The 24,617-nt window shown below is 71.8% G+C and carries 22 protein-coding genes; 7 read left to right on the top strand and 15 right to left on the bottom strand.

What is annotated here, in order from left to right; translation table 11 throughout:
* Nucleotide 1: 1 nt before the first annotated feature.
* Genes ABD332_RS02895 through ABD332_RS02885 form a run of 3 tightly spaced genes read right to left on the bottom strand, consistent with a single transcriptional unit; the run spans nt 2 to nt 2,456 of the window.
* On the bottom strand, nt 2–760 hold the full coding sequence (locus ABD332_RS02895; RefSeq protein ID WP_344499178.1) for a maleylpyruvate isomerase family mycothiol-dependent enzyme: 759 nt from the start codon (nt 758–760) through the stop codon (nt 2–4).
* Nucleotides 761–791: 31 nt separating this feature from the next.
* A complete protein-coding gene (locus tag ABD332_RS02890; protein WP_344499176.1) occupies nt 792–2,132 on the bottom strand; it encodes a condensation domain-containing protein in 1,341 nt (446 codons plus the stop codon).
* Between the two features lie 33 nt (nt 2,133–2,165).
* The gene (locus ABD332_RS02885; protein ID WP_344499174.1) at nt 2,166–2,456 is read right to left on the bottom strand and encodes a UBP-type zinc finger domain-containing protein; all 291 of its coding nucleotides are present in this window, start codon (nt 2,454–2,456) and stop codon (nt 2,166–2,168) included.
* A 54-nt stretch (nt 2,457–2,510) separates the two neighbouring features.
* On the opposite strand from ABD332_RS02885, the gene ABD332_RS02880 reads away from it, so the two are divergent.
* Together ABD332_RS02880 and ABD332_RS02875 are read left to right on the top strand one after the other, a co-directional pair.
* Entirely contained in the window at nt 2,511–4,163 is a 1,653-nt protein-coding gene (locus ABD332_RS02880) for an NAD(P)/FAD-dependent oxidoreductase (RefSeq protein WP_344499172.1), read from the top strand.
* A gap of 85 nt (nt 4,164–4,248) precedes the next feature.
* Nucleotides 4,249–5,679, top strand: coding sequence for an ATP-binding protein (locus ABD332_RS02875; RefSeq protein ID WP_344499170.1), 1,431 nt, complete (start codon nt 4,249–4,251; stop codon nt 5,677–5,679).
* On the opposite strand, the gene ABD332_RS02870 is transcribed toward ABD332_RS02875, so the two are convergent.
* Nucleotides 5,614–6,861: an MFS transporter gene (locus ABD332_RS02870; RefSeq protein WP_344499168.1), complete on the bottom strand. Its 1,248-nt coding sequence runs from the start codon at nt 6,859–6,861 to the stop codon at nt 5,614–5,616. The genes ABD332_RS02875 and ABD332_RS02870 overlap by 66 nt on opposite strands.
* Before the next feature lie 96 nt (nt 6,862–6,957).
* Between ABD332_RS02870 and ABD332_RS02865 the strand changes: the two genes are divergently transcribed.
* The 5 genes from ABD332_RS02865 (at nt 6,958) to dinB (ending at nt 11,236) form a co-directional block, all read left to right on the top strand.
* Nucleotides 6,958–7,794: a hypothetical protein gene (locus ABD332_RS02865; RefSeq protein ID WP_344499166.1), complete on the top strand. Its 837-nt coding sequence runs from the start codon at nt 6,958–6,960 to the stop codon at nt 7,792–7,794.
* Nucleotides 7,795–7,927: 133 nt separating this feature from the next.
* Entirely contained in the window at nt 7,928–8,803 is an 876-nt protein-coding gene (locus ABD332_RS02860; RefSeq protein WP_344499164.1) for a hypothetical protein, read from the top strand.
* Nucleotides 8,790–9,236, top strand: a complete 447-nt coding sequence (locus ABD332_RS02855) for a hypothetical protein (protein ID WP_344499162.1) — start codon at nt 8,790–8,792, stop codon at nt 9,234–9,236. Before ABD332_RS02860 ends, ABD332_RS02855 begins: the two co-directional genes overlap by 14 nt.
* On the top strand, nt 9,236–9,583 hold the full coding sequence (locus tag ABD332_RS02850; RefSeq protein WP_344499160.1) for a hypothetical protein: 348 nt from the start codon (nt 9,236–9,238) through the stop codon (nt 9,581–9,583). Before ABD332_RS02855 ends, ABD332_RS02850 begins: the two co-directional genes overlap by 1 nt.
* A gap of 462 nt (nt 9,584–10,045) precedes the next feature.
* On the top strand, nt 10,046–11,236 hold the full coding sequence (dinB, locus tag ABD332_RS02845) for a DNA polymerase IV (protein ID WP_344499158.1): 1,191 nt from the start codon (nt 10,046–10,048) through the stop codon (nt 11,234–11,236).
* A gap of 1 nt (nt 11,237) precedes the next feature.
* On the opposite strand, the gene ABD332_RS02840 is transcribed toward dinB, so the two are convergent.
* The 11 genes from ABD332_RS02840 to ABD332_RS02790 form a co-directional block, all read right to left on the bottom strand.
* Entirely contained in the window at nt 11,238–12,632 is a 1,395-nt protein-coding gene (locus tag ABD332_RS02840; RefSeq protein WP_344499156.1) for a GH1 family beta-glucosidase, read from the bottom strand.
* A 46-nt stretch (nt 12,633–12,678) separates the two neighbouring features.
* Nucleotides 12,679–13,692 (bottom strand): ABC transporter ATP-binding protein, encoded by a 1,014-nt coding sequence (locus tag ABD332_RS02835; RefSeq protein WP_344499154.1) that lies wholly within the window; start codon nt 13,690–13,692, stop codon nt 12,679–12,681.
* Nucleotides 13,689–14,795, bottom strand: a complete 1,107-nt coding sequence (locus ABD332_RS02830) for an ABC transporter permease (RefSeq protein WP_344499152.1) — start codon at nt 14,793–14,795, stop codon at nt 13,689–13,691. Before ABD332_RS02830 ends, ABD332_RS02835 begins: the two co-directional genes overlap by 4 nt.
* 1 nt (nt 14,796) lies before the next feature.
* Nucleotides 14,797–15,777: an ABC transporter permease gene (locus ABD332_RS02825; protein ID WP_344499150.1), complete on the bottom strand. Its 981-nt coding sequence runs from the start codon at nt 15,775–15,777 to the stop codon at nt 14,797–14,799.
* Nucleotides 15,774–16,907 carry an ABC transporter ATP-binding protein gene (locus ABD332_RS02820; RefSeq protein ID WP_344499148.1) on the bottom strand — a complete coding sequence of 378 codons (1,134 nt, stop codon included), beginning with the start codon at nt 16,905–16,907 and terminating at the stop codon, nt 15,774–15,776. The genes ABD332_RS02825 and ABD332_RS02820 overlap by 4 nt, the downstream gene beginning before the upstream one ends.
* A gap of 92 nt (nt 16,908–16,999) precedes the next feature.
* Nucleotides 17,000–18,673 carry an ABC transporter substrate-binding protein gene (locus ABD332_RS02815; protein WP_344499146.1) on the bottom strand — a complete coding sequence of 558 codons (1,674 nt, stop codon included), beginning with the start codon at nt 18,671–18,673 and terminating at the stop codon, nt 17,000–17,002.
* Nucleotides 18,674–18,835: 162 nt separating this feature from the next.
* Entirely contained in the window at nt 18,836–19,837 is a 1,002-nt protein-coding gene (locus ABD332_RS02810; protein ID WP_344499144.1) for a LacI family DNA-binding transcriptional regulator, read from the bottom strand.
* A 234-nt stretch (nt 19,838–20,071) separates the two neighbouring features.
* Nucleotides 20,072–21,727: a protein kinase domain-containing protein gene (locus tag ABD332_RS02805; RefSeq protein ID WP_344499142.1), complete on the bottom strand. Its 1,656-nt coding sequence runs from the start codon at nt 21,725–21,727 to the stop codon at nt 20,072–20,074.
* Between the two features lie 37 nt (nt 21,728–21,764).
* Nucleotides 21,765–22,520: a polyphosphate--glucose phosphotransferase gene (ppgK, locus tag ABD332_RS02800; protein WP_344499140.1), complete on the bottom strand. Its 756-nt coding sequence runs from the start codon at nt 22,518–22,520 to the stop codon at nt 21,765–21,767.
* A gap of 77 nt (nt 22,521–22,597) precedes the next feature.
* Nucleotides 22,598–22,858, bottom strand: coding sequence for a Prokaryotic metallothionein (locus ABD332_RS02795; RefSeq protein ID WP_344500694.1), 261 nt, complete (start codon nt 22,856–22,858; stop codon nt 22,598–22,600).
* 60 nt (nt 22,859–22,918) lie between these two features.
* The gene (locus ABD332_RS02790) at nt 22,919–24,481 is read right to left on the bottom strand and encodes a SpoIIE family protein phosphatase (RefSeq protein WP_344499138.1); all 1,563 of its coding nucleotides are present in this window, start codon (nt 24,479–24,481) and stop codon (nt 22,919–22,921) included.
* Nucleotides 24,482–24,617: the final 136 nt, after the last annotated feature.

The raw sequence follows: 24,617 nt of genomic DNA, 5'->3' as shown, positions 1-24,617 counted from the left end.
CTCATCCGAAGGCGATGTGATCCAGCCAGTGGCGCAGCACCCCGGCGTCGCCGTCGATCGCCAGACCGTCGGCGTCGCGGCGCCGGTACACCAGCAGCAACAGCTCCTGGACCGGCGCCCGGACGGTGACGGCCGCGGGTCCGCCGCCGCGGCGCCAGGTGTTGACGTCCCCGGTCAGGTCGACGAACCACGCCGCGGGCAGGTCGTCCGCGCTCAGCGCCAGCGTGCGGCCGGGGCCGAGGACGGCCCGCTTGCCGGGGGTGAGGTCGAAGTGGATCGGGTGCGCGTCGAGCGCCATCCACTCGTCGAGCGCGTCGGTGGCGACGTCCGCCGACACCGCGAACGGCACCGCGGCGGCCAGGGTCGCGTCGGCCCGGTGCATGAGCGTCTCGTGGGCGAAGCGGCGCGCCCAGAAGGGCATGCCGCCCAGGTCGAACGGGGTCCACACCGGCGCGTCCGGGCCGGCCTGGCGCAGCGCGCCGGCGAGCTCGCGGGCGCCGTCGAGCAGCCACGCCGCCGGGACGGGTCCGGTGTCGTCGCCGGCGACGTCGCGGACGATGCCGTCGGGCAGGAACCCGGTCGCCCTGGTCCGGACGATCTCGGTGGCCCACCGGTGCCCGCCGCCGATGTGCCGCAGCAGCGCGCCCAGGGTCCAGTCGGGGCACGACGGCACGGGCGCGGTCAGGGACGCGCCGTGCAGGCCGTCGACGAGCAGCTCGGTCTGGGCGACGATCCACCCGCAGTGGTCCTCGAAACGCATGGTTCTCCTCGGGTACGCGACGGTGACGCTGTCACGAGGAGGTCGGAGCCACCACGGCTTCCTCGACATGCGGCACGTCCGGAGACACCGAAGACCCAGAAGACTCCGAAGGCCCGGACGATTCAGAAGACGACGACGCCGCGGCGACCGCGATCGACTCCATCGCCCACAGCAGCGCCTCGGCCTCGGAAGGGGCCATGAGGTGGCTGTCGACGTACATCGTGATCTCCACCGCCTCGTCGGAGCCGTCGACGCTCAGGAACAGCGCCGAGGACGGCTCGTCGGAGCGGTCGACCCAGGCGAACTCGCTGCGCTCCGGGCGGGGCACGTCCTGCAGCTCGCCGCCGAGGCGCCGGTCGTTGAGGCTGACGTCCAGGGAGAACTGCGGCCCCCGGTCGGCGACCACGCCCGCGATCACCGCGTTGAGGTCGTGCCGGTTGTAGTAGGCGTGCTTGTACGCGGTGAGCGCGGCCCGGCGGGTGCGGTCCAGCACGTCGGTGAAGCCGTCGGCGGTGTCGATGACGCACAGCCCCATCTGCGAGACGGGGGCGACGACGCCGGCCAGCCCGGCCCGGTAGCGGTTGCTCGAGATCAGCCGCACCGGCACCACGGTGACGCCGGTGACCTGGGCGAACGCGATGGCGAACGCGGCCGGCAGGGCGGGCGCCGGCTCGACGCCGGCCCGCAGCGCCGCCGTGCGCAGCGCCGCCGGCAGGACCGTGGAGTGCAGGACGCCGGTCCAGTGCCGCGGGGTGCGCACGTCGCGGGACGGGGCGAGGCCCGGGTCGGGGATGGCGCGCAGGTGGGTGTCCCAGTGCCGCAGCGAGGCCGCGTTCTGCCGTACGCCGGCCGGTGACGCCTGCCGCCGGGCCTGCTCGAGCGCGGAGTGCCCCTCGACGGGGGTGTCGGTGCGGGCGTCGGTCTCGGTCATCATCCGCACCGCGCCGGCGCCGTCCATGACGAGGTGCGACATGATCAGGACCACGTGGGAGCACACGCCGGCGGTGCGGACGACGGCCATGCGGACCGGCCACTCGTGGACGTGGTCGAAGGGGACGGCGCGGAACCGGGCCTCGACCCCGGCCGGGTCGGCGTCGTCGAGGACCTCGAGGTCGATCGCGCCGGCGCCGTGCACGACCTGGTGCGGCGGCCCGTCGCCGGCGAAGACCAGCCGCGTGCGCATGCTCTCGTAGCGGCTCATCAGGTACTGCAGCTCGCCGGCGACGTCGTCGGTCGTGGTCCCGGGCGGCAGCGGCCGGGTCCCGCCCATCGCCAGGGAGTGCCCGAGCGTGGTCATCTTGAGCCAGATGTCCAGCTGCCCCCAGGACAGCGGTCCGGTGCCCGCGCCGCCGCCTTCGAACGTCACCCGCATCCACTTACTTTAGGACGCGGAAAAAACGCCGGTCTATGGGTGGGACCGCGACGGCAGGCCGTCGACCTTGAGCAGGGCGTCGTCGGCGTAGCACCACACCCACTCCTCACCCGGCTCGAAGGACTGGACCAGCGGGTGACCGCCGGTGTGGTAGTGCGCGGTGGCGTGCTTCGCGGGTGACGAGTCGCAGCAGCCGACGTGCCCGCACGTCAGGCACAGCCGCAGGTGCACCCAGCGGCCGCCGACGGCGAGGCAGTCCTCGCAGCCGTCCGCGCTGGGCTGGACGTCGTGGATCTGGTCGAGGTGCTCACACGGGTTGCTCACGGAGCACACAGTATCCAATGGGCGATCGAGGAAACCCGTGGTTGGATTGGGTCCATGGCCAAGCCAGCGATCTTGACCGTGGACGACGATCCCGCGGTGTCCCGGGCGGTCGCCCGTGATCTCCGGAAGCAGTACGCCGAGGACTACCGCATCATCCGCGCCGACTCCGGTCAGGAGGCCCTGGACGCGCTCAAGGAGCTGAAGCTGCGCGGCGAGCAGGTCGCGGTGCTGCTCGCCGACTACCGCATGCCGAACATGACCGGCCTGCAGTTCCTCGAGGCCGCGATGGACCTGTTCCCGCGCGCCCGGCGGGTGCTGCTGACCGCGTACGCCGACACCGACGCCGCGATCCAGGCGATCAACGTCGTCGACCTCGACCACTACCTGCTCAAGCCGTGGCACCCGCCGGAGGAGAAGCTGTACCCGGTGATCGACGCCATGCTCGAGGCGTGGAAGGCCGCCCCCGACCGGCCGGTCGCCGACGTGAAGGTCGTCGGGCACCGGTGGTCGGCGCCGTCGTTCAAGGTGCGGGACTTCCTGGCCCGCAACATGGTGTCGTACCGCTGGTACACCACCGACGACGACGAAGGGCAGCGGCTGCTGACGGCGGCCGGGCTGACCGAGGCCGACGTCCCGCTCGTCGTCACCCAGGAGGGCAAGACCCTGGTCGCGCCGGGTGAGGCCGAGCTGGCGGTGCAGGTGGGCCTGACCACGACGCCCGCGTCCGACTTCTACGACCTCGTCGTCGTCGGCGGCGGGCCCGCCGGTCTCGGCGCGGCCGTCTACGGCGCCTCCGAGGGGCTGCGCACCGTGCTGCTGGAGGAGCGGGCGACGGGCGGGCAGGCCGGGCAGAGCAGCCGGATCGAGAACTACCTCGGCTTCCCCGACGGCGTGTCCGGCGCGCAGCTCACCGACCGGGCCCGCCGGCAGGCGGTGAAGTTCGGCGCCGAGCTGCTCACCGCGTGCAAGGTCACCCGCCTGGCGGTGCAGGGCTCGGCGCGGGTCCTGCACTTCGAGGACGGCACGACGATCGCGGCGCACAGCGTCATCCTGGCCACCGGGGTCGCGTACCGGCGGCTGCGTGCACCGGGTCTGGAGCAGTTCCACGGCCGGGGCGTCTACTACGGCTCCGCGTCGACGGAGGCGCCGAGCTGCTCCGACCAGGACGTCTACATCGTCGGCGGGGCCAACTCGGCCGGGCAGGCCGCGATGTTCTTCAGCCGGTACGCGCGCCGCGTCCACCTCGTCGTCCGTGCCCCCAACCTGGACGCGTCGATGTCGCGGTACCTGATCGAGCAGATCGCGGCGGTCCCGACGATCGAGGTCCACCCGTGCACGGAGATCGTCGGCGCCGACGGCGACGAGCACCTGGAGCGGCTCACGCTGCGGCCGGTCGACGGCGGCGCCGAGCGGACCGTCGACAGCTCCTGGCTCTTCATCTTCATCGGCGCGGAGCCCCGCACCGACTGGCTGGAGGGCGTGGTGCAGCGCGACGCCCGCGGGTTCGTGCTGACCGGGCCGGACGTCGCCGCGAGCGGCGACCATCTGGCGCTCGGCCGTGACCCCTATCACCTGGAGTCGAGCGTCCCGGGAGTGTTCGCCGCGGGTGACGTGCGCGCAGACTCGGTGAAGAGGGTCGCATCGGCGGTCGGCGAAGGCGCGATGGCGGTCTCACTGGTGCACCGGTACTTGGTGGAGGGGCAATGAGCAGGCCGGAGCGCAGCGGAGTGGCTGCTCATCATGGGCGCAGGTTCGGCTCGGTCCGGCGCCGAAGCGCAGCGGAGGTGACGGAATGAGCCGACGGCTTACCCAGGAAGAGCTCCGCGGGCTGTTCCTCTTCGAGGCGCTCGACGACGAGCAGCTGGACTGGCTCGCCGCCCGCGGCACCGCGGTGCGCTACGAGTCCGGGCGGCCGGTGTATCAGGAGGGTGAGCCGGCGACCTGCTTCGTGGTGCTGCTGTCCGGCACCGTGAGCCTCAGCCGGAACGTGCACGGCGACGACATCGAGCTCAGCCGCACCGACCAGGTCGGCGTCTACGGCGGTGCCACGCAGGCGTACCTCGGCGACCGGGTCCCGCAGGTCTACAACAACACGATGCACGCGATCACCGACTCCGAGATGTACGAGCTGCCCGCCGTCGAGCTCGGCGCCGCGATGCGCGAATGGTTCCCGATGGCGATGCACCTGCTCGAGGGCCTGTTCTTCGGCATGCGCAACGTCAACAACGCGGCCGCCGAGCGGGAGCGGCTCCTCGCCCTCGGCGCGTTGTCCGCCGGCCTGACCCACGAGCTCAACAACCCGGCCGCGGCGGCCGTGCGCGCCACCGCTGTCCTGCGTGACCGGGTCGCCGGCATGCGGCACAAGCTCGCGATGATCGCCGACGGCCGGCTCGACGGCCAGCAGCTGCACAGCCTCGTCGAGCTGCAGGAGCGCGCCGTCAAGCTGGCCTCGACCGCCCCGAAGCGCTCCGCCCTGGACGCCAGCGACGCCGAGGACGCCGTCGGCGACTGGCTCGACGAGCGCGGCGTCAACGGCGCCTGGGACCTCGCCCCGACCCTGGTCGCCGGCGGTGTCGACGTGCCGTGGCTGGAGGACGTGAAGGTCTGCGTCGGCAAGCTCGACCTCGAGCCGGCCGTGCGCTGGCTCGTCTACACCATCGAGACCGAGCTGCTGATGGGCGAGATCGACGACGCCGTCACCCGCATCTCCGGTCTCGTCAACGCGGCGAAGCAGTACTCGCAGCTGGACCGCGGGCCGTTCCAGGTCGCCGACGTGCACGAGCTGCTCGACGCGACCCTCATCATGCTCAACGCGAAGATCTCCAAGCAGGGGGTCAAGGTCGTCACCCGCTACGACCGGGACCTGCCGCCGATCCCCGCGTACGCCGCCGAGCTCAACCAGGTGTGGACGAACCTCATCGACAACGCGGTCGCCGCCATGCACGGCGACGGCACCCTCACCATCACCACGTCCCGCGACGGCGACTGCCTGGCGGTCGAGTTCGCCGACACCGGCACCGGCATCCCCGCCGAGGTCCGGCCGCGCATCTTCGAGCCGTTCTTCACCACCAAGCCGGTCGGTGAGGGCACGGGGCTCGGGCTGGACATCTCGTACCGCATCGTGGTGAAGAAGCACCACGGCGACATCCGGGTCACGTCAAGCCCCGGCGACACCCGCTTCCTCGTCCTGCTGCCGCTGACCGAGCCCGCCCCCACCGCCTGACGCCGGTCGCCGCGGCTCGCCCGGCGCGGTCACGGTGCGGTGGGTCAGCAGCGTGACCGCCGCCGCGGCCACCGCACCGGCGAGGGCCACCGCGACCGCCGCCCGGGGCGCCGCGCCGTCGACGGCCGCACCGGCGAGCGCGCTGCCGAGGGCCGCCCCGGCCGCCGTCGCCGTGCTCGTCCACATGCGGGCCTCGGTGCCGGTGCCCGGCGGGGCGGCCAGGTCGGTCAGCTCGTAGGCGAGCGCGTTCAACGGCGCGAGGGGCGCCCCGGCCAGGACGAACAGCCCCGCCAGCCACCAGAGGCCGGCGGGGAGCAGCAGCGGCGCCAGTACCAGCGCCATCGCGGCCGACAGCAGGGTGAACCTCGCCGGCGTCACGTGCGGCCCGAGGCTGCCCAGCAGGCTGCCCGCCGCGAACCCGCCCAGCAGCACCCCCGCGAACCCGGCCCGCCCGCCGGCGGTGGCGAACGCGGCCGCCGCCACCTGCACCGCGCCGATCGCGACGCCGAGCGCCGCCCGCGAGCCGACCAGCGACAGCACCGCCGGGGCCCGCAGCGGCCCGAGGACGCCCGCCCGTGCCGCGCGCGGCGCCGGCCGCCACGCCGGGGCCGGCGGCAGCAGGGCGAACGCCGCCGTCGCCACGACCGCGAGGCCCGCCGTCAGCACCAGCCCGAGCGCGGGCCGCCCGACCGCGACGACCGCGCCCGCCACGACCGGCCCGGCGATGAACCCGACCTCCAGCAGCGCGCTCTCCAGGCGGTACGACGCCCGCAGCTGCGCGCCCTCGCCCAGCATCGCGATCCAGATGCCGCGCATGCACGCCGCGACCGGTGGCCGTGCCGCGCCCGCGACGCCGGCGAGCGCGGCGAGGACCCACAGCGGCGCCGACGGCCGTGCCGCCACGCCGAGCAGGGACCCTCCGTGCAGGGCCGCGGTCACGAGCAGCACCGGTGTCTGGCCGGTCCGGTCGACGAGCCGGCCGACGATCGGCGCCGCGGCGGCGGTACCGACGGCGAACACACCGGCGACGAACCCTGCCGCGCCGAAAGACCCCCGCTCGTGCTGCAGCAGCAGGACCAGCGCGAGGGCGACCGCCCCGGCCGACAACCGGGTGAACAGGTTCGTGACCGCCAGGGCCGTCGCGAACGGCTGCCGCAGCACCGCCGCCCAGAGTTGTAGCACCCGGCAGTTCTACGCGACCGGCACCGCAACCCGCACGCGCTTTTCCGGGTGTCCGTGTATGGTGCGAGCGCCGTTCGTCGATCGGGGAGATCAAGTATGGACACGCCGGAACCCTCACCGAGGTCGCGTCGCGGATGGGTCGACTGGGTCACCAAGCTCGCCGGTGCGCTCACCCTCGGGGCGCTGGGCGCCGGCCTCGGCGGCTGGCTCGCCTGGCAGGTGTCCGACGACCTGCCCGCCGACCGGTTCGCGCTGGAGACCGTCCAGCCGCTCGTGCCGGGCACCCGCCTGCACGCCCCGGACCGGCGGCACGAGCCACCGTTCGGCTACGACCCGCCGTACGAGGGCGTGCAGGCGCTGCTGTTCGGCGGCGACGACTACAACGGCGGCTACATCGCCTACCACGTCGACCCTCCGGCGCAGAACGTCACGGGCGCGATCGGCGTCGCCCGGGAGGCGCTCGTCAAGGACCACTACTGGAAGGTCGACACCCGCGCCCCGGACCTGCCCGGCCAGGCCGAGGGCGTCACCGCGGTCAGCCGCCACCTGGTCGTGCAGGTGTACCAGGAAGGGGCCGGCGGGCTCGTCCTGGAGATCGGCCGGCGGGAGCCGTCGGTGGTCGCCCCGCTGGTCGCCCTCTTCGGCCTGGTCGGGTTCGCCCTCGGCTGGGTCGGGATGCGCCGGGCCATGGGCAGCGGCCGGGTGGCGGCCGGGACCGCCTGGGCCGGCGTCGGGTTCCTGGCGCCGTGCACCCTGCTGACGTACGCGGTCGTCGCCACGATGTACCTGGCGCCGGTCACCGAGCCGATCGCGTCCTGGGACGCCTACACCGGCATCGGTTTCCGCCTGCTGGCCAACATCGGGGTCCTGCTGCTGCTCGCCGCCACGGCCGTGTGGTTTTCGGATTCGCGGCGCCGCCTTCCGCTGCCCTGACCGCGTGGTCTTCGCTCGATTCGCGGGTGTCGCTGGCCGTTCCGGCAGGGCGGGCCGCACCTTCGGCGACTGGCAACGCCGGTGAACGCCCGGCTACGGTGAGCGTCCGCTGTTGCCTCCATGGATGGATGCTGTGACCGCTCCCGCGGAACGACCCGTGCTCTCCCCTGAAGTCGCCGGGCGCGCGCCGACGACCGTGACCCTCGCGAACGGGTTCTCCCGGATCAGTTCGCCGGTCACGATCCTCGTCGCCGGGGCGCCCGGAGCGGGCAAGGACATGCTCTGCGACTCGTGGACGACGGCGCAGCGGGGCAGTCCCGACCCGACCGAGATGAGCGACGACCGCGAGGACATGAACTTCGTCGTCGCGCGGTCCCGGACCATGTGGTTCCCGAAGCGGACCAAGGTCACCCTGACCATCGTGCCCGGCCAGGCGAGCCGCGAGCGGACCAGGACCTTCGGCGACCGGCTCATGCCCGGGCACACGACGATGGGCGCGGTCTACGTGACCTGCTGGGGGCACAACGAGATCTGGGACACCCGCGGCGACGCCGCCCTGGTCCGCAAGGTGCTGCGCACGACCGCCGGCAGCCCCGGTCACCGGCTCGCCGAGGACCACCTGAAGAAGCTGCGGGAGCTGCTGCTCAAGCGCGAGGAGCAGGACCTGGAGGACGCGCTGCAACGCCTCGCGGCGTCCTGGGTCCGCAACCCGGCCGGTGGCCGGCCGCGGTTCCTCATGGTCGCCGTCAACAAGGCCGACCTCTTCTGGTCGCGGGTCGACGAGGCGCTGGAGTACTACCGGACGTCGGCGTTCGGGCGGCGGCTGGCGGCGTTCGGCCGCCGGTTCGGCCTCGAGGTCGACGTCGTCGCGGTGAGCACCGGACCGCAGCGCTGGGACCCCGACCCGCTGCTGGCCTGCAGCGTGGAGCCGGAGCTGGAGCCGGCCGACTCACTGGTCCTGCTGACCGAGTTCTTCGCCCGTCTGGAGGCGCACTGTGGCGTTCGGTGAGGCCGGCTCCCGGGAACCCACCGGTGCCGAGTTCGAGGAGTACCTGGCCACCGCCGAGCGTCTCCTGCGTGACTCGGACGCCCTGCGCCGCCGGGGCGCGACCGCCCGGATCGCGGGGTCCGCGGCGTCCATCCTGCTGCTGCCGGTGGTGGTCGCCGTCGCCATGGCGGCACGGACGGACGCCGCGAGCCTGGTCGTCACCGCGCTGGTGTGGCTCGGCGCCTCCGTCGCCGCCACGCGGGTGGTGCAGCAGATGGTCGTGGCCACCGCCCGGGAGCAGCTCTCCCGCGACTCCGAGGCCGCGGCCCGGATCGCCCGGCTGCTCAGCGACGTGTTGCCGATCATCGCGGAGGACGAGGGCTGGACCCACATCCGCGTACGGGTGGCGGAGAGCCGGCTGGCCCGCCTGCCGCTGGGCGTGGAGGACCGCTGATGAAGGGCCCCTCACCGGAAGCCGTCGGCCGGGCCGCCGACTGGTCGGCGGTCCTCGCCATCGTGGTCACCGGGTCGGTCTTCGTGCTGAAGCACTTCGGCCCCTGGGACCCTGACACCGACGCCGGGGACCTGCTGCTCGTCGGCATCTGCGCGACGATCCTGGGCATTCGTGTCGTCTGGCGCCTCCTCAGCCCGGTCTCCGACGACGGCGTGCACTTCGAGACCGGCGGCGGCCGGAGCTGGCTGTTCCTGGCTCTGTTCGCCGGCGCGCTGATGGCCGCCGGCGGGGTGGTCGCCGTGGTGTGGGCGCTGATCGCCGGCAAGCAGGGCGGCCCACCCGCGTAGCCCCCGGCTCGCGATTCATCGCCCGGCTCGTCGAACCGGCGCGTCGCGAGCTGATCTGAGGGCCGCCGAACGGACTGCGCCGGCGCGCCGAGTTCTGCTGCTGGACGCGCGCGTGATGCGCGGGGGCGGGCGGCACGTCGGCGGCGGTCACGGGTCGGGGGTGGGTGGTGGCACGTCTAGGCGTTGGTGGATGGCGCTACCGGAGCGGCGCCGACCGCTTCACTAAGCACCGTAACGCATACCACCTAATTGATCTTCGCAGGCGTAGCACCCGCGTCACCAAGTGTAATGGTTGCGGGTCAGGCAGAGTCGCGGACGCCCAAGTGCTGGCCGGTCGACTCCTTGGTGCGCGCCCTCGACCATCAGGGTGTGTGCACGGTGCTGGGCACCGGTGGCCCGTGACTCCGGCTCGAGGATGGCGATCCTTGCCCTGGCAAGGGGCGGTCATGCGAACATATGTTCGTGTCCGACGGGGCCTCGATCCTGCACGCTGACCTGGACGCGTTCTACGCGTCGGTGGAGCAGCGCGACGACCCGCGCCTGCGGGGGCGGCCGGTGATCGTCGGTGGCGGGGTGGTGCTCGCGTGCAGCTACGAGGCGAAGCGGCGCGGGGTGCGCACGGCGATGGGTGGGCGGCAGGCGCGGCAGCTGTGCCCGGAGGCGGTCGTCGTGCCGCCGCGGATGCGGGCGTACTCGGAGGCCAGCCGGCGGGTGTTCGAGGTGTTCCGGGACACGACGCCGGTCGTGGAGGGGATCTCGATCGACGAGGCGTTCCTCGACGTGCGGGGGCTGTGGCGGATCGCGGGGACGCCGCGGCGGATCGCCGAGAAGCTGCGGGCCGACGTGCTGCGGGAGGTCGGGCTGCCGATCACGGTCGGGGTGGCGCGGACGAAGTTCCTGGCGAAGGTGGCCAGCGGGGTCGCCAAGCCAGACGGGCTGCTGGTCGTGGAGCCCGCCGACGAGCTCACGTTCCTGCACGCGCTGCCCGTGCAGCGGCTGTGGGGCGTCGGGGCCGTCACGGCGGCGAAGCTGCACGCGCACCGGGTCATGACGGTGGGGCAGGTCGCCCGGCTCGGTGAGGCGACCCTGGTGTCGATGCTCGGTGAGGGCACGGGGCGGCACCTGCACGCCCTCGCGCACAACCGGGACCCGCGGCCGGTGCAGACCAACCGGCGCCGCCGGTCGATGGGGGCGCAGCGGGCCCTCGGCCGCGGGCCGCACCAGCCGGCATTCGTCGACGCGGTCCTCGCGGAGCTGGTCGACCGGGTCTGCCGGCGCCTCCGGGCCGCCGAGCGGGGCGGTCGCACGGTCGTGCTGCGGATGCGGTTCGCGGACTTCACGAAGGCGACGCGTTCGCACACCCTGGCGAAGGAGACGTGGCACACCGCGACGATTCTGGGCGCCGTACAGATGCTGCATCACAAAGAAGCGTCGCTGATCGCGCACCGGGGGCTGACGCTCGTCGGCATCGCCGTCGCGAACCTGGACGGGGACGGTGCCGTGCAGCTGGAGCTGCCGCTGCGGGCAAACACCGGCGGCGAGCTGGACCAGGCGATGGACCAGGTCCGGGACCGGTTCGGCTCGGCGGCGCTGACGAGGGCGTCGCTGCTGGGCCGGCAGCAGGGGCCCACAACTCCCCTGCTGCCGGACTAGCTCAGCCGCGCAGCGCCTTGATGGTGTCGCGGTACCAGTGCGCGGACTGCTTCGGGGTGCGCTCCTGCGTGTCGTAGTCGACGTAGACGATGCCGAAGCGCTTGTCGTAGCCGTAGGCCCACTCGAAGTTGTCCATGAGCGACCACGCGAAGTAGCCGCGGATGTCCGCGCCCTGCTGGCGGGCCACGGCGACCGCGCCGATGTGGGAGTCGAAGTAGGCGACCCGGTCGTCGTCGCGGACGAAGCCGGTCTCGTCGGGCTCGTCGTAGAAGGCGGAGCCGTTCTCGGTGACGAAGATCGGCAGCCGGTAGTCCTCCCACAGGCGCACGAGGAGCTGGGTGAAGCCCTCGGGGACGATCTCCCAGCCCATCGCGGTGATCGGGCGGCCGGTCGGGATGGGGCGGCTGACGGGCAGGCCGGTGGCGTCGTGGGTGTTGCCGTCCTCGTCGACGCCGGAGACCGTCTCGCTGAAGTAGTAGTTGACGCCCAGGACGTCCAGCGGCGTCTTGATGACCTCGAGGTCGCCGTCCTGCACGGGCAGCTCGATGCCCTGCGCGGCGAGGTCCGCGACGAGGTCCGCCGGGTACCGGCCGTGCACGAGCGGGTCGAGGTAGATGCGGGTGCTGAGCGCGTCGCTGCGCCGGGCGGCGTCGCGGTCGGCGGCGCTGTCGGTTTCGGGGGTGCTGACGCCCATGTTGAGCGTGATGCCGAACTCGTGGTGCGGGGCCGCCGCCGCCTTCATGCGCTGGGTCGCGAGGCCGTGACCGAGCAGGAGGTGGTGCACGGCGTGCATGCTGGCGGCGAAGTCGCGCCGGCCGGGGGCGTGCACGCCGTAGGCGTAGCCGAGCATCGCGGAGCACCACGGCTCGTTGAGCGTCGTCCACGTCTTGACGCGGTCCTTGAGCGCGTCGAAGACGAGCATGCTGTAGTCCGCGAAGCGGTAGGCGGTGTCGCGGACGGGCCAGCCGCCCGCGTCCTCCAGCTCCTGCGGCAGGTCCCAGTGGTACAGGGTGATCCACGGCTCGACGCCGTTGGCGAGCAGCTCGTCGGTGAGCCGGTCGTAGAAGCCGAGCCCGGCCGGGTTGACCGGGCCGCGGCCGCGGGGCTGGACCCGCGGCCACGCCACGGAGAACCGGTAGAGGTCGACGCCGAGGTCGCGGATCAGCGCGACGTCCTGCGGCATGCGGTGGTAGTGGTCGCAGGCGACCTCGCCGGTGTCTCCCTTGTCGATCGCGTCGGGCACCTCGCAGAACGTGTCCCAGATGGACCGGGTCCGCCCGTCCTCGTCGACCGCGCCCTCGATCTGGTAGGCCGAGGTCGCCACTCCCCAACGGAAGGAAGGCGGGAGTGTGGCGATCGGGTTCTGCACATCGAGGGGTGTCGCGGTCGTGTCCATGGTTCTCCTGTTTGCAGTTACTGGGACGGTGTGCCCGTTGGCAGGCTCAGCCGGCGGTGACCGGATGCAGCCAGCAGGCGACGGTGCGGGGCTCACCGACGTGATCGTCGGGCTTGCCCAGGATCGGAATCTTGGTCGGGCACGGCTCGAACGCCTTCGGGCAGCGCGGGTGGAACGCGCAACCGGACGGCATGCCGCGCAGGTCGGGCGGCGAGCCGGGGATGCCGGCCAGCTCCCGCCGTTCGCCGCGCAGCGCCGGGAACGAGCGCAGCAGCCCGGCGCTGTACGGGTGCTTCGGGTCGCGGTAGATCGCCGCCGAAGGCGCCTCTTCCACGATCCGCCCGCCGTACATGATCGCGATCCGGTCGGAGAACTCGACCAGCAGCGACAGGTCGTGCGTGATGAACAGGACGGAGAAGCCGAGCCGCTCGCGCAGCTCGACGAGCTGGCCGAGGATCTGCCGCTGCATGACGACGTCGAGCGCGGTGGTCGGCTCGTCCATGATGACCAGCTGCGGCTCCAGGGCGAGCGCCATGCCGATCATGACGCGCTGGCGCATGCCGCCGGACAGCTGGTGCGGGTACGCGTCGAGCCGGTCCTCGGCGATGCCGACGAGCCGCAGCAGCTCCTTGGCCCGCGCGACCCGGGCCGCCTTGGTGGAGCTCGGGTCGTGCGCCTTGATCGCGTCCATCAGGCCGACGGAGATCTTGTGCACCGGGTTGAGCGAGTTCATCGCGCCCTGGAACACGATCGACGTCTCCGCCCACCGGTACTTGCGCAGCTCCTCGTTGGAGAGGTTCAGCACGTCGTACGGGTCGCCGGTCGGCGGGTGGTAGATGACGGAGCCGTTGGCGACGACGCCGGGCGGCGGGAGCAGCCGGGTGACGCCGTAGGCGAGGGTCGACTTGCCGCTGCCGCTCTCGCCGGCGAGGCCGACGACCTCGCCGCGGTGGATGGTGAGGCTGACGTCGCGGACCGCCTTGACCCCCTCCTCGCCGAGACCGTAGTCGACGTCGAGGTTCTTGATCTCCAGCAGCGGCCGGGTCAGGGTGCGGGTCATGGCTTCGCTCCATACTCCACCGAGCCGACGGCGTCGTCCTGGTCGTCGGTCGGGCCGGCCTGCTTGGTCTGGTGCTTGATCTCGATCTCGGGGGTGCTGTCGACGCGGCCGCGGATGACGGGCGTGAACCCGACCCGCATGGTGACCTTGTCGCCGTTGGGGGCGCGCCGGGAGCCCGCGCCGGAGGTGCGCAGGCGGGGGCTGACGAACTCGTCGATGCCGAAGTTGATCAGGCTGAGCGCGGTGCCGAGGAACGCGATGGCCAGACCGGCCGGCACGAACCACCACCAGGCGCCCTGCGCGAGGGCCTGCTGGCCCTGCGCCCAGAACAGGATCGTGCCCCAGTTCCAGGTCGACACCGACGAGATGCCGATGAACGCGAGGGTGATCTCGGACATGACGGCGAAGATGACGGTGCCGACGAAGCTGGACGCGATGATCGCGGTCAGGTTCGGCAGGATCTCGAACAGCACGATCCGCCAGGTCTTCTCGCCGGTCGCGCGGGACGCCTCGACGTAGTCCCGCCGTCTCAGCGACAGGGTCTGTGCTCGTAGGACCCGGGCGCCGTACGCCCAGGACGTACACCCGATGACCAGCGCCACGACGATGTCGCCGGCGTTGGTGATGGTGGACGTGACGATGATGATCAGCGGCAGGCCGGGGATGACCAGGAAGACGTTGGACACCGCGGAGAGGCTCTCGTCGGCGGCGCCGCCGAGGTAGCCGGACGTGACGCCGATGAGCACCGACAGGACCGTCGCGACGATGCCGGCGATCGCGCCGACCACGACGACGCCGCGGGCGCCGACGAGGATCTGGCTGAAGATGTCCTTGCCGAGGTGGTCGGTGCCGAACCAGTGCGAGCCGGACGGCGCCTGCAGCTTGTCGGCCGTGATGAGGTCCGGGTCGTACGGCGAGATCCACGGCCCGATGATCGCGATGAGCACGTAGATGCCGAGCACGATGAGGCCGGTCGCGGCCTTGCCGTTGGCGATGAACCGGAACCGCTTGCGCTTCGCCTTCGAGGCCGGCTTCACGCTCGGCTGGGCCATCGAACCCTGGCCCGGGATCACCTGCTCGATGCTGGACGGGGTGACGGTCATCTCAACCACTCTTTCGGGTGCGCGGGTCGAGCAGCAGGTAGGCCACGTCGGCCAGCAGGTTGGCCACCAGCACCGAGATCGTGATGACCAGGAAGATGCCCTGCATCAGCGGGTAGTCGTAGGCCTGGACACCCTGGAAGAGCTGGTAACCCACACCCGGGTAGGAGAACACGATCTCCACCAGGAGGGTGCCGCCGACGATGTAGCCCAGCGACAGCGCGAAGCCGGACACGTTGGGCAGCAGCGCGTTGCGGGCGGCGTAGCTGAAGGCGACCCGCTTGTCGGACAGGCCCTTGGCGTGCGCGACGGTGATGTAGTCCTCCGAGGAGACGGTGACCATCATGTTGCGCATGCCGAGGATCCAGCCGCTCATCGAGGAGATGAGGATCGTCGCCGCGGGCAGGATGCTGTGGTTGAGCGCGCTGCCGATGAAGTACTGGTCGAACGCCGGCACCAGGCCGGGGGTGAAGCCGCCGGACGACGGGAACCAGCTGCCGGGGCCGGCGAGCAGGGCGATCGCGACGAGACCGAGCCAGAAGTACGGCACCGAGGACAGGAACGTGGTCGCCGGCAGCAGGCTGTCGATCCACGAGCCGCGCTTCCAGCCGGCGCCGACGCCCAGCGCGGTGCCGATGATGAAGCTCAGGATCGTGGTGATGCCGACCAGGCCGATCGTCCACGGCAGGCTCTGGCCGATGACCTCGGACACCGACGTCGGGTAGAACGTGAACGACAGGCCGAGGTCGCCGTGCAGCAGCTGCTTCCAGTAGCCGATGTACTGCTCCCAGAGGCTCTGGTCCTTGTCGAGGCCGAACAGCACCTTGATGGACTGGATCGCGTCGCTGGACAGCCGGCCCTGGTTCTTGGAGATCAGGGCGCTGACCGGGTCGCCGGGCATGACCCGCGGGATGAAGAAGTTGAGGGTGATCGCCGCCCACGCCGTGAACAGGTAGAAGGCGAAGCGTTGCAGCAGGAACTTCATCGTGCCTCCTCCGTCAGCGTCAGAGCCGGCGGCGTGGGGATGGCGGCGCTGCCGTTGGCAGCGGAGCCGATGCCTTCTTTGGCGACGGTGTCCGCGTCGTACAGCCAGCAGGCGGCCCAGTGCCCGTCGCGGTCGCCGATCTCCAGCCGCGGCGGCAGGTCGACCTTGCAGCGGGGCATGGCGTGCGGGCAGCGGGGGTTGAAGCGGCAGCCGGCGGGGGGCCGGATCAGGCTCGGCGGCTCGCCGTTGCCCCGGTCCATGGTCGCCGGGTCGGCGATGCCTTCGATGCGGTCCGGGTCGGGCGCGGACTCGATCAGCAGCCGCGTGTACGGGTGCGCGGGGTTCTGCGTGACGGTCTCGCTGTCGCCGCCCTCGACCATCCGGCCGGCGTACATGACCATGGTCTCGTCGGCGAAGTAGCGGGCCGAGGCGATGTCGTGCGTGATGTACAGGATGGCGAGGTTGAGCCGTTCCTTCAGGTCACGCAGCAGGTTGAGGATGCCGAGGCGGATCGACACGTCGAGCATGGAGACCGGCTCGTCGGCGAGCAGGGCCTCGGGGTCGGCGCCGAGGGCGCGGGCGATCGCGACGCGCTGGCGCTGGCCGCCGGACAGCTCGTGCGGGAACTTGTCGATGTAGCGCTCGGGCGGGGTGAGGCTGACCCGGGTCAGCAGGTTCGCGAGGGCTTCCTCGAGCTCGGCCGCGGTCTTGCCGGCGTTGCCGTGGATCTTCAGCGACCGGGTGAGGTGGTAGCGGACCGTGTGCACCGGGTTGAGCGAACCGAACGGGTCCTGGAAGATGAGCTGCACGCGCTTGACGTAGTTCCGGAAGCGCCTGCCCCCGTTGACCTTGGTCGACGTGCCGTGCAGGAGGATGTCGCCGCCGGTGCGCGGGTAGAGCTGCGCGAGCAGCCGGGCGACTGTGGACTTGCCGGAGCCGGACTCGCCGACCAGTGCCGTGACTCTGCCCCGTCGCAGAGTGAAGGAGACGTCGTCCACCGCGTGGACGGCTGCCTTGGTGCCGGAGAAAAGGTCACGCATTCGCCTGCGGACGGGGAAATGCTTGGTCAGGCCGACAGCCTCCAGCACCACCTCGCCGACCGGCGCCGCCGTGCTTTCGCTCAACGTCATGCCGATGTTCCTGTCTTGGGGTGTCGTCACGGGGTGGCGCTCCCCGGGTTGCCCGCGCGGGCAACCCGGGGAGCCCCGTCACTAGCGACCGGTCAGGAGGCCGGCTTGAGGTGCAGGATCACGTCGAGCGCGTTCGCCTGGGTGGGCTGGGCGGCGCCGTAGGGGTTGGCGTCGTCCGGCCAGCCGGTCCACTGCTTCGTGGAGTAGGCCCCACCGACATTGTCGGCGCCGACGGGGATCATCGGCATGTGCTCGACGAAGATCTTCTGGAGCTTGTTCATCGCCTCGACACGGACCGAGTCCTCGGTCGCCGACTGGTAGTCGCGCAGCGCCTTGGTGGCCTCGGGGTTGTTGAAGCGCCCGAAGTTACCGGCGGGGCTGGCGGTGCCGACCGGCTTGAGCAGGTCGCCGTCCATGATCGTCTGGTAGATGTCGTACGGCGTGTTACCGCCGTTGGTCCACCGGAAGCCCGCGTCGAACTGACCGGCCTCGACGTTCTTGAACCACGCGTCCTGGTTGGCCTTCTCGACCGTCGCCTCGATGCCGATCTTCTGAAGGTTGGCCTTCACGATCTCCAGCGAGGTCTGGTAGTCCGACCAACCGGCCGGGTCGGTCAGCGTCAGGGTGACGGCCTTGCCCGACTTGTCCTTCAGCGTGGTGCCCTCGTACTTGTAGCCGTTGGCGGTGAGGAGCGCCTTGGCGCCCTCGATGTCGATCTTGTAGTCCTTGCCCTTGAACTCCGGCGCGAGGAACGCGTCGCCGGCGGGGCTGGGCAGACCGGTCACGCTCTTCACCAGCGGGTGGAAGTAGCCGGCCTCGGCCGTGTTGAAGATGTCGTCACGGTCGATGACCATGCTCATGGCCACGCGCAGGTTCTTGTCGTCGAACGGCGCCTTGGTGGTGTTGATGTACAGGCCGTGGATGCCGAGGACCGGCGGGGCCCAGATCTTGTGGTGCGCGGCGTCCTTGTCGATGAAGACCGTCTTCACATTGGGGATGAAGACGAAGCTCCACTCCGACTCACCGTTGGCGAGCGCGGTGGTCTGCGCGTTGTTGTCGGTGTAGGAGGTGTACCGCAGCTCCTTGACCTGCGGCAGCGCCTGCCAGTAGCCCTTGTCGCGGACCGTCAGCGTGGCGGTCTGCGGGGTGAACGACTTCAGCGTGTACGGGCCGGAGCCGATCGGGTTCTTGGCGAGCTCCGCCTTCGGGTCCGAGACCTTCTCCCAGATGTGCTTGGGGACGATCGGGACCTGGGCGATGGCCTTGTGCTGGCTGACGAACTGCGGGTTCTTGAACGTGATGGTCACGTCCGCGCCGCTGGCCGAGGCGTCGGAGATGGTGAGACCACCGGTGTTGAGCGCCTCGTTGTCACGCAGCAGCTTGTACGTGAACGCGACGTCCTCGGCGGTGACCTTCTGGCCGTCGGACCAGGTGGCGTTGTCACGGATGGTGGCCTTGACCGAGGTGTAGTCCTTCGACCACTCCGCCTTGGTGGCGAGCCACGGCTTCATCGGGTCGGCCGGCTTGACCGGGTTCCACATCATCAGCGGCTCGTAGAGCGCCCAGCGGTAGCCCGACTTGGACGCCGCGGAGGTGCTGAGGAACGGGTTCTGGTTCTCGGTCTGCGGGCCGTTCGGCATGCCGACGTTGAGGACCGTCGGGCCCTTCTTCGCGTTGTCGGCGTTCGGCGAGTCGCCACACGCAGCGAGAGCGCCGGTGGCGAGCAACCCGGCGAGGCCGAGCACAACGGAGCGTCTGGTATGCACGGGGGTGTCTCCTTACGTACCTGGATCGACAGGTGGGGCGGGCATTCGGGGTAGGACGACGGGGCCTTCTTGCGGCAGGTCCCGCCCTTTGGTGCGGTATCGGTGGTGCGTCGTGCCGGGTGGTGCGGGTTGGTGCGGGGATGGTGCGGTGGAGCGCTCGGGCTACGCCGGCATGGTCGAGGACCGCACGACGAGCGTGGTGGACAGGATGTTGGGCTCACTCGTCAACGGCGTGCCGTCGAAGTGTGCGATGAGCCGCCGGGCCGCCATCTCGCCCATCTGCCGCATCGGCTGGCGGATGGTCGTGAGTGGTGGCTCGGTGTGCGCGGCGTGGACGATGTCGTCGAAGCCCACGAGGGCGACATCATCCGGCACCGCGCGGCCCGCTTGGCGCAGCCCCTGGAGGGCGCCCGCCGCGGACAGGTCGTTGTGGGCGAAGACCGAGTCGAACTCCAGCCCCAGGTCCAGCGCCCGCCGGATCGCCTGGGAGCCGCAGTCGTAGGTGAAGTCGCCCTCCATCACGAAACGCGGGTCGACCGGGTGACCGGCGGCCGCGAACACGTCCGCGAAGCCACCGAGCCGGTCCTGCGTGCAGCCGAACTTCTCGGATCCGGTGATGACGAGGGGGCGCCGCCGGCCGATCTCGACCAGATGCCGGGCGGCCAGGGCCCCGCCGGCCCGGTTGGTGGTCCCCACCGACGGCATGAGCGGCTTGTCGCCGCGGTCGTCGATGAGCACCACCGGCAGGCCGCCGGCATACAGGTCGGCGAGGTAGTCCAGGGTGCCCTCCGGCTCGATCGCCAGCAGGCCGTCGAAGGCCTTGCCGGAGACCTGCGCCGAGAACTGGCGCATCGACTCGGCGCCACGGTTGCACGTGAAGAGCAGCAACCCGTAACCCTCCGCTTCGACGACGTCAACGGCTCCCTGCACGATCTCGCCCATCCACGGCCAGATCAGCGAAGGCACCAACATCCCGATGACCCTGGTGTGGCCCCGGGCGAGGTTGACCGCCCGCGCGCTGGGCGTGTAACCCAGCTCGTCGATGACCCTCCGCACCCGTGCCGCGGTCGACTCGTCGACCTCGCCTTTGCCGTTGAGCACCCGCGAGACGGTGGTCTTGCTGACCCCGGCCCGTGAGGCAACATCGGCGATGGTGATCGGCACGCCGCGATCCTCTCTGTGAGAGCGCTTTCTGGCAAGAGAGCGTTTTCTGGAACCGGTTCCGCAACCGGTTCCGGCACACTAAATCCGATTGCGGACTGTGGTGTCAATAACACGGTGGTAACGAAACGTAACGCCTGGGAAAAGCTTGCCAAGGCCTCGGACGGTGGTGTTTGCTCACAGCACGCCGACGCGCCCGCCGTCGCGGTGACGCGCGGGCACGCCCCTGAAAGCGCTCTACCGACCGGGGAGGTGGATGACGGTGCCGTCGCTGAGCGGCTGCTGCTTGACCACCAGGACGTCGAACCGGAGCCCCTTCGGCACGTCGAAGACGAGCGTGCCGGTGACCGGTTTGCCGGCCCTGATTTCCCCGTAAAGCGGTCGGGTTTCGGCGTTGTAGAGCCACGACCAGTCGTCGGCCTTGTGGTCGTTGCCGTCGGTGTCACGCAGCCGCTGCGAGCCCTGATAGATGCGGGTGCTGCCGGTGCCGAGGTTCTCGACCCGCACCTCAACCAGGCAGAACTCGCCCTCGGCGTCCTTGACGATCGGCCAGTCGCCGATGCGTTTCACGCCGCACTCGAAGCCGGTGACGGTGAAGCGGACGCCGCCGTCGGTGCCGACCGGGCTGGGCTTCTTCGACGGCACCTTGCTCGCCGGCGCGGCGGTGCTGGGGCCCGCCTTCGCGGCGCCGTCCTTGCCCGAGCCGGCCGAGTCGGCGAGGTTGAACACGCCCCACAGGCAGCCGAGCACGATCAGCACCGCGACGACGGCGGCCACCGCACCGCCGACGCGGCGCGGCGGGCGGCGGGGAGGAGGCGGCACCGGCGGCAGCGGCGGGCGCCCGCGACCCGGGTCCGCATACTGGGACGACACCGGGACACCGAGAGTGGGGTCGAGCATCGTCGGGCTGACCGGCACCGGCGAGACGGGCATCGCGTGCACCGCCGTCGGCGACACCGGGATGACCGGCGCGGCGCCGGGCGCGAACCGGCCCGTGGGCGGCCGGGGCGGCACCGGCGGCGCGGCGCCGCGGACCTTCGCCGTGGGGCCGGCCGCGGGGCCGGTCGCAGGGCCGGCCGTGGGGCGGGTCCGGGGGTCGGCGCGCGGCGACGTCACGTGCACCGCCGCCGGATCGTCGTCGCCGACGAGCGCGAGCAGCAGCTGGCGGGCCGTCGGCCGGGCCGCCGGGTCGGGCCGCAGCGCCCGGGCCACGATCTCGGCGATGCCGGGCGCCAGCCCGTCCGGGACGGCACCCGCCGGCATCACGCCCGTGCCCGCCCACGCGACGAGGACGCCCCACGCGTACACGTCGGAGGCCTGGCTGGGCGGGGCGCCGCGCTCCTGCTCGGGCGCCAGCCACCCCGGCGTGCCGAACAGCTGCCCGACGGGCCCGTCGTGGCCGTGCGGGCGGGCGACGCCGAAGTCGATGACCTTCGGGCCGAACGGTGACAGCAGCACGTTGCGCGGGCTCAGGTCGGCGTGCACGAGCCCGACGGCGTGGATCGCGGTCAGCGCCGCCGCGACCCCGACCGCGACCGCCTCGACCTGACCGCCGAGCGGCCCGTTGACGGTCGCGTAGTCGTGCAGGGACGGCCCGGACACGTACTCCGTCACCAGGTGCGGCACCGGGCCGTCCAGGGCCACGTCGAGGACCCGCGCGGTGCAGAACCCGGCGACCCGCGACGCGGCGGCGGCCTCGGCCGCGAACCGTTGCAGGAACTGCGGGTCGCCGTGCCAGACCGGGTTGATGACCTTCAGCGCGACCCGGCGGTCGCCGGGGCCGGCGGCGAGGTAGACGGTGCCCATGCCGCCGACGCCGAGCACGCCGAGCAGCCGGTAGGACCCGACGGTCGCCGGGTCCCCGGCACGCAACGGCGCGGGCATGTCCCCCATGCGACCCATCGTGCCCTATCAGCGCACGCGCGTGCGCTCAGTGCGCCCGTCTGGATGCCAGGAGCGCCGCGCCGACGATGCCGGCGTTGTTCTGCAGGGTCGCCGGGACGACCTTCGTGGGCACCGAGACGTGGTGCAGCCACTTGTCCGTCTTCTTGCTCACGCCGCCGCCGATGATGATCAGGTCGGGCCACAGCAGCGCGTGCAGGTGGCGCAGGTAGACCTGGACCCGCTCGGCCCAGTCCTGCCAGGCGAGGCCCTCGACCTCGCGGATGCGGTCCGAGGCGTAGTCCTCGGCGTCGCCGCCGTGCAGGTGCAGCCCGCTCATCTGCAGGTGGCCGAACTCGGTGTTGGGCACCAGCTTCCCGTCGATGAACAGGGCGCTGCCGATGCCGGTGCCGAGGGTGACCATCACGACCAGGCCGCCGACGCCCTTGCCGGCCCCGTACTCGATCTCGGCCACCCCGGCCGCGTCCGCGTCGTTGAGGACCGTCACCGGCCGCCCCAGCTTGTCGCTGAACAGCTGCTCCGCCGGCGCGTCGACCCACGACGCGTCGACGTTGGCGGCGGTCTTCGTCACCCCGTGCTGCACGACGGCGGGAAACGTGATCCCGACGCTGCTCGCCGGCGGGAACTGCGCGACGACCGCCGCGACCGTGTCGACGACGGCGGTGATGTCCGCCGGCTGCGGGGTCTCGATGCGGTGCCGGTCGGCGGTGAACTCGCCGGTTGCCAGGTCGACCGGCGCTCCCTTGATGCCCGAACCGCCGATGTCGATACCCAGGACCACCACAGCTGCTCCTCCGCGACGTGTGCCTCAACCAATGCCCTGCTGCTCCAAGAGCCAATCATGCGGGGCACCGGCAAGGCTCACCCGGGGTACGCCCCCACCGTGTCGCGGATCTCCAGGCCCAGCGCCTGGTCGGCGGTGCGGGCGCAGTGCGCGCAGCAGTAGAAGTTGCCGGACACCTCGGCGCCGTGGCCGACGATCTTCGTGCCGCAGTGCTCGCAGACCGGCGCCAGCCGGTGGATCGCGCACTCGAAGGAGTCGAAGACGTGCACGCCGCCGCCGACCGTCCGGATCTCGAAGCTCATGTGGTAGTCGTTGCCGCAGGTCTCACAGACCGCCATGGTGTTGCCCCCCATTCGTTTCACGCAGCGTGTTCGGTCGGTGGGCACGGCGCAACCGGTTCAGCCGAAATCCACCCTGCGGATCACCAGGAGGGCCACGTCGTCGTCCCGGGACCCCGCGCTCAGTGCGCTCAGCAGCCGGTCGCAGAACTGCTCCAGGTCGTCCTCGACCTCACCGACGGCGCGGCACAGCGCGTCGAGCCCCTCGTTGAAGGTGTGCCCGCGGACCTCGATCAGCCCGTCGGTCACCAGGATCAGGGTCTCCCCCGGCGCCAGCGTCAGCCGGATCTCGTCCTCGTGCGAGGTCGGCACGCCCAGCAGCGCCACCCGCCCCTCCACGAGGCTGACCCGCCCGTCCCGGACCCGCAGCGGCGGCGGGTGCCCGGCGTTGGTGAGCCGCACCTCCCCGCTGGCCGGATCCATGCTGAGCAGGCACATCGTCGCGATCTCCTCGGGCAGCAGCCGCAGCATCATCCGGTTGAGCCGCTCCATGCTCGGCCCCGGCGACGAGTCCTCCACCAGGTAGGCGCGCAGCGCGTGCCGGACCTCCGCCATGATCGTGGCGGCGCGCAGCGAGTGCCCGGCGACGTCGCCGATCGCCGCGACGAGCCGGCCGTCCACCCGCAGGATCTCGTAGAAGTCGCCGCCGACCGACGCGTGCTCGCTGGCCGGCTGGTACCGCACCGCGAGCTGCACGCCCGGCACCGCGGGCAGGCTCCGGGGCAGCATGCTCTGCTGCAGCGTCAGCGCGGTGCGCCGCTCCTCGTCGTAGCTGCGCAGCGCCTCGACCGCGAGAGCGACCGCCTGGCCGAACTGGCGCAGCAGGTCGGCGTCGTCGTCGCTGAAACCCTCCGCGGGCACGGCGACGTGCACCGGCTCCCGGCCCGGCTTGGCCCGCCCGACGACCCGCCACACCGCGCCCCGCCACCACGGGCCGTCGTCCAGCGGGAACAGCACGATGCCGGCCTGGCCGTCGAGCGGGTCGAGCTCGAACTGGTCGCGCATCGCCGGGCGCAGCACCGGGTCGCCGCCCACGGCGTCGACCTGCACCGCGATCGGCCCGGACTCCTCCGAGGAGGCGGCGACGGCGGCGGGACCCTCGAACACCCGGGCGGCGCCGGTCGCGGCGGCCAGCAGCAGGTCCGTGAGGCTGGTCGCGGCGTTGAACTCGGTCGTGGTGTCCACCAGCCGCGTCAGCCGGCCGGCGAGACGCTCGGCGCGGCGGCGGGCCCGGTACTCGCGCAACTTCGCCCGCACGGTGGCGAGCAGCTCGTCCGGGTCGATCGGCTCGGCCAGGTACGCGTCGGCGCCCCGGTTGAGGCCCTGGGTGCGGTCCACCACGTGGACGGCGGTCGCCGAGATGTGGATCACGGGGACGGCGGTGGTCCGCGGGTCCTCCTTGATCCGCTCCGCGACCTCGAACCCGTCGATGTCCGGCAGCCGTACGTCGAGCACGACCAGCTCCGCGTGCAGGCCCTCGGTGTGCAGCAGGTGGAGCGCCTCCAGGCCGGTGGCGGCCTCGGCGACCCGGTGCCCGTCGCGGCGCAGCCAGCTGGTGATGACGTACCGCTTGGAGGGGCTGTCGTCGACAACCAGGATGTCTGCCGCGGCCTCGCCGGTCACGACGCCGCCTCCGCTACGCTCCGGCGTCGCCGCGACCCAACACTGTGCCCATGATGACCGGCTCCTCCGCTGCGCTCCGGCCCGGTCATGACGCCGCCTCCGCTACGCTCCGGCGTCGCCGCGACCCAACACTGTG

Source organism: Dactylosporangium maewongense (genome assembly GCF_039531485.1).
Taxonomy (GTDB): domain Bacteria; phylum Actinomycetota; class Actinomycetes; order Mycobacteriales; family Micromonosporaceae; genus Dactylosporangium; species Dactylosporangium maewongense.
The sequence above is the reverse complement of the archived record's forward strand: the minus strand, read 5'-3'. Positions and strand labels throughout refer to the sequence as shown.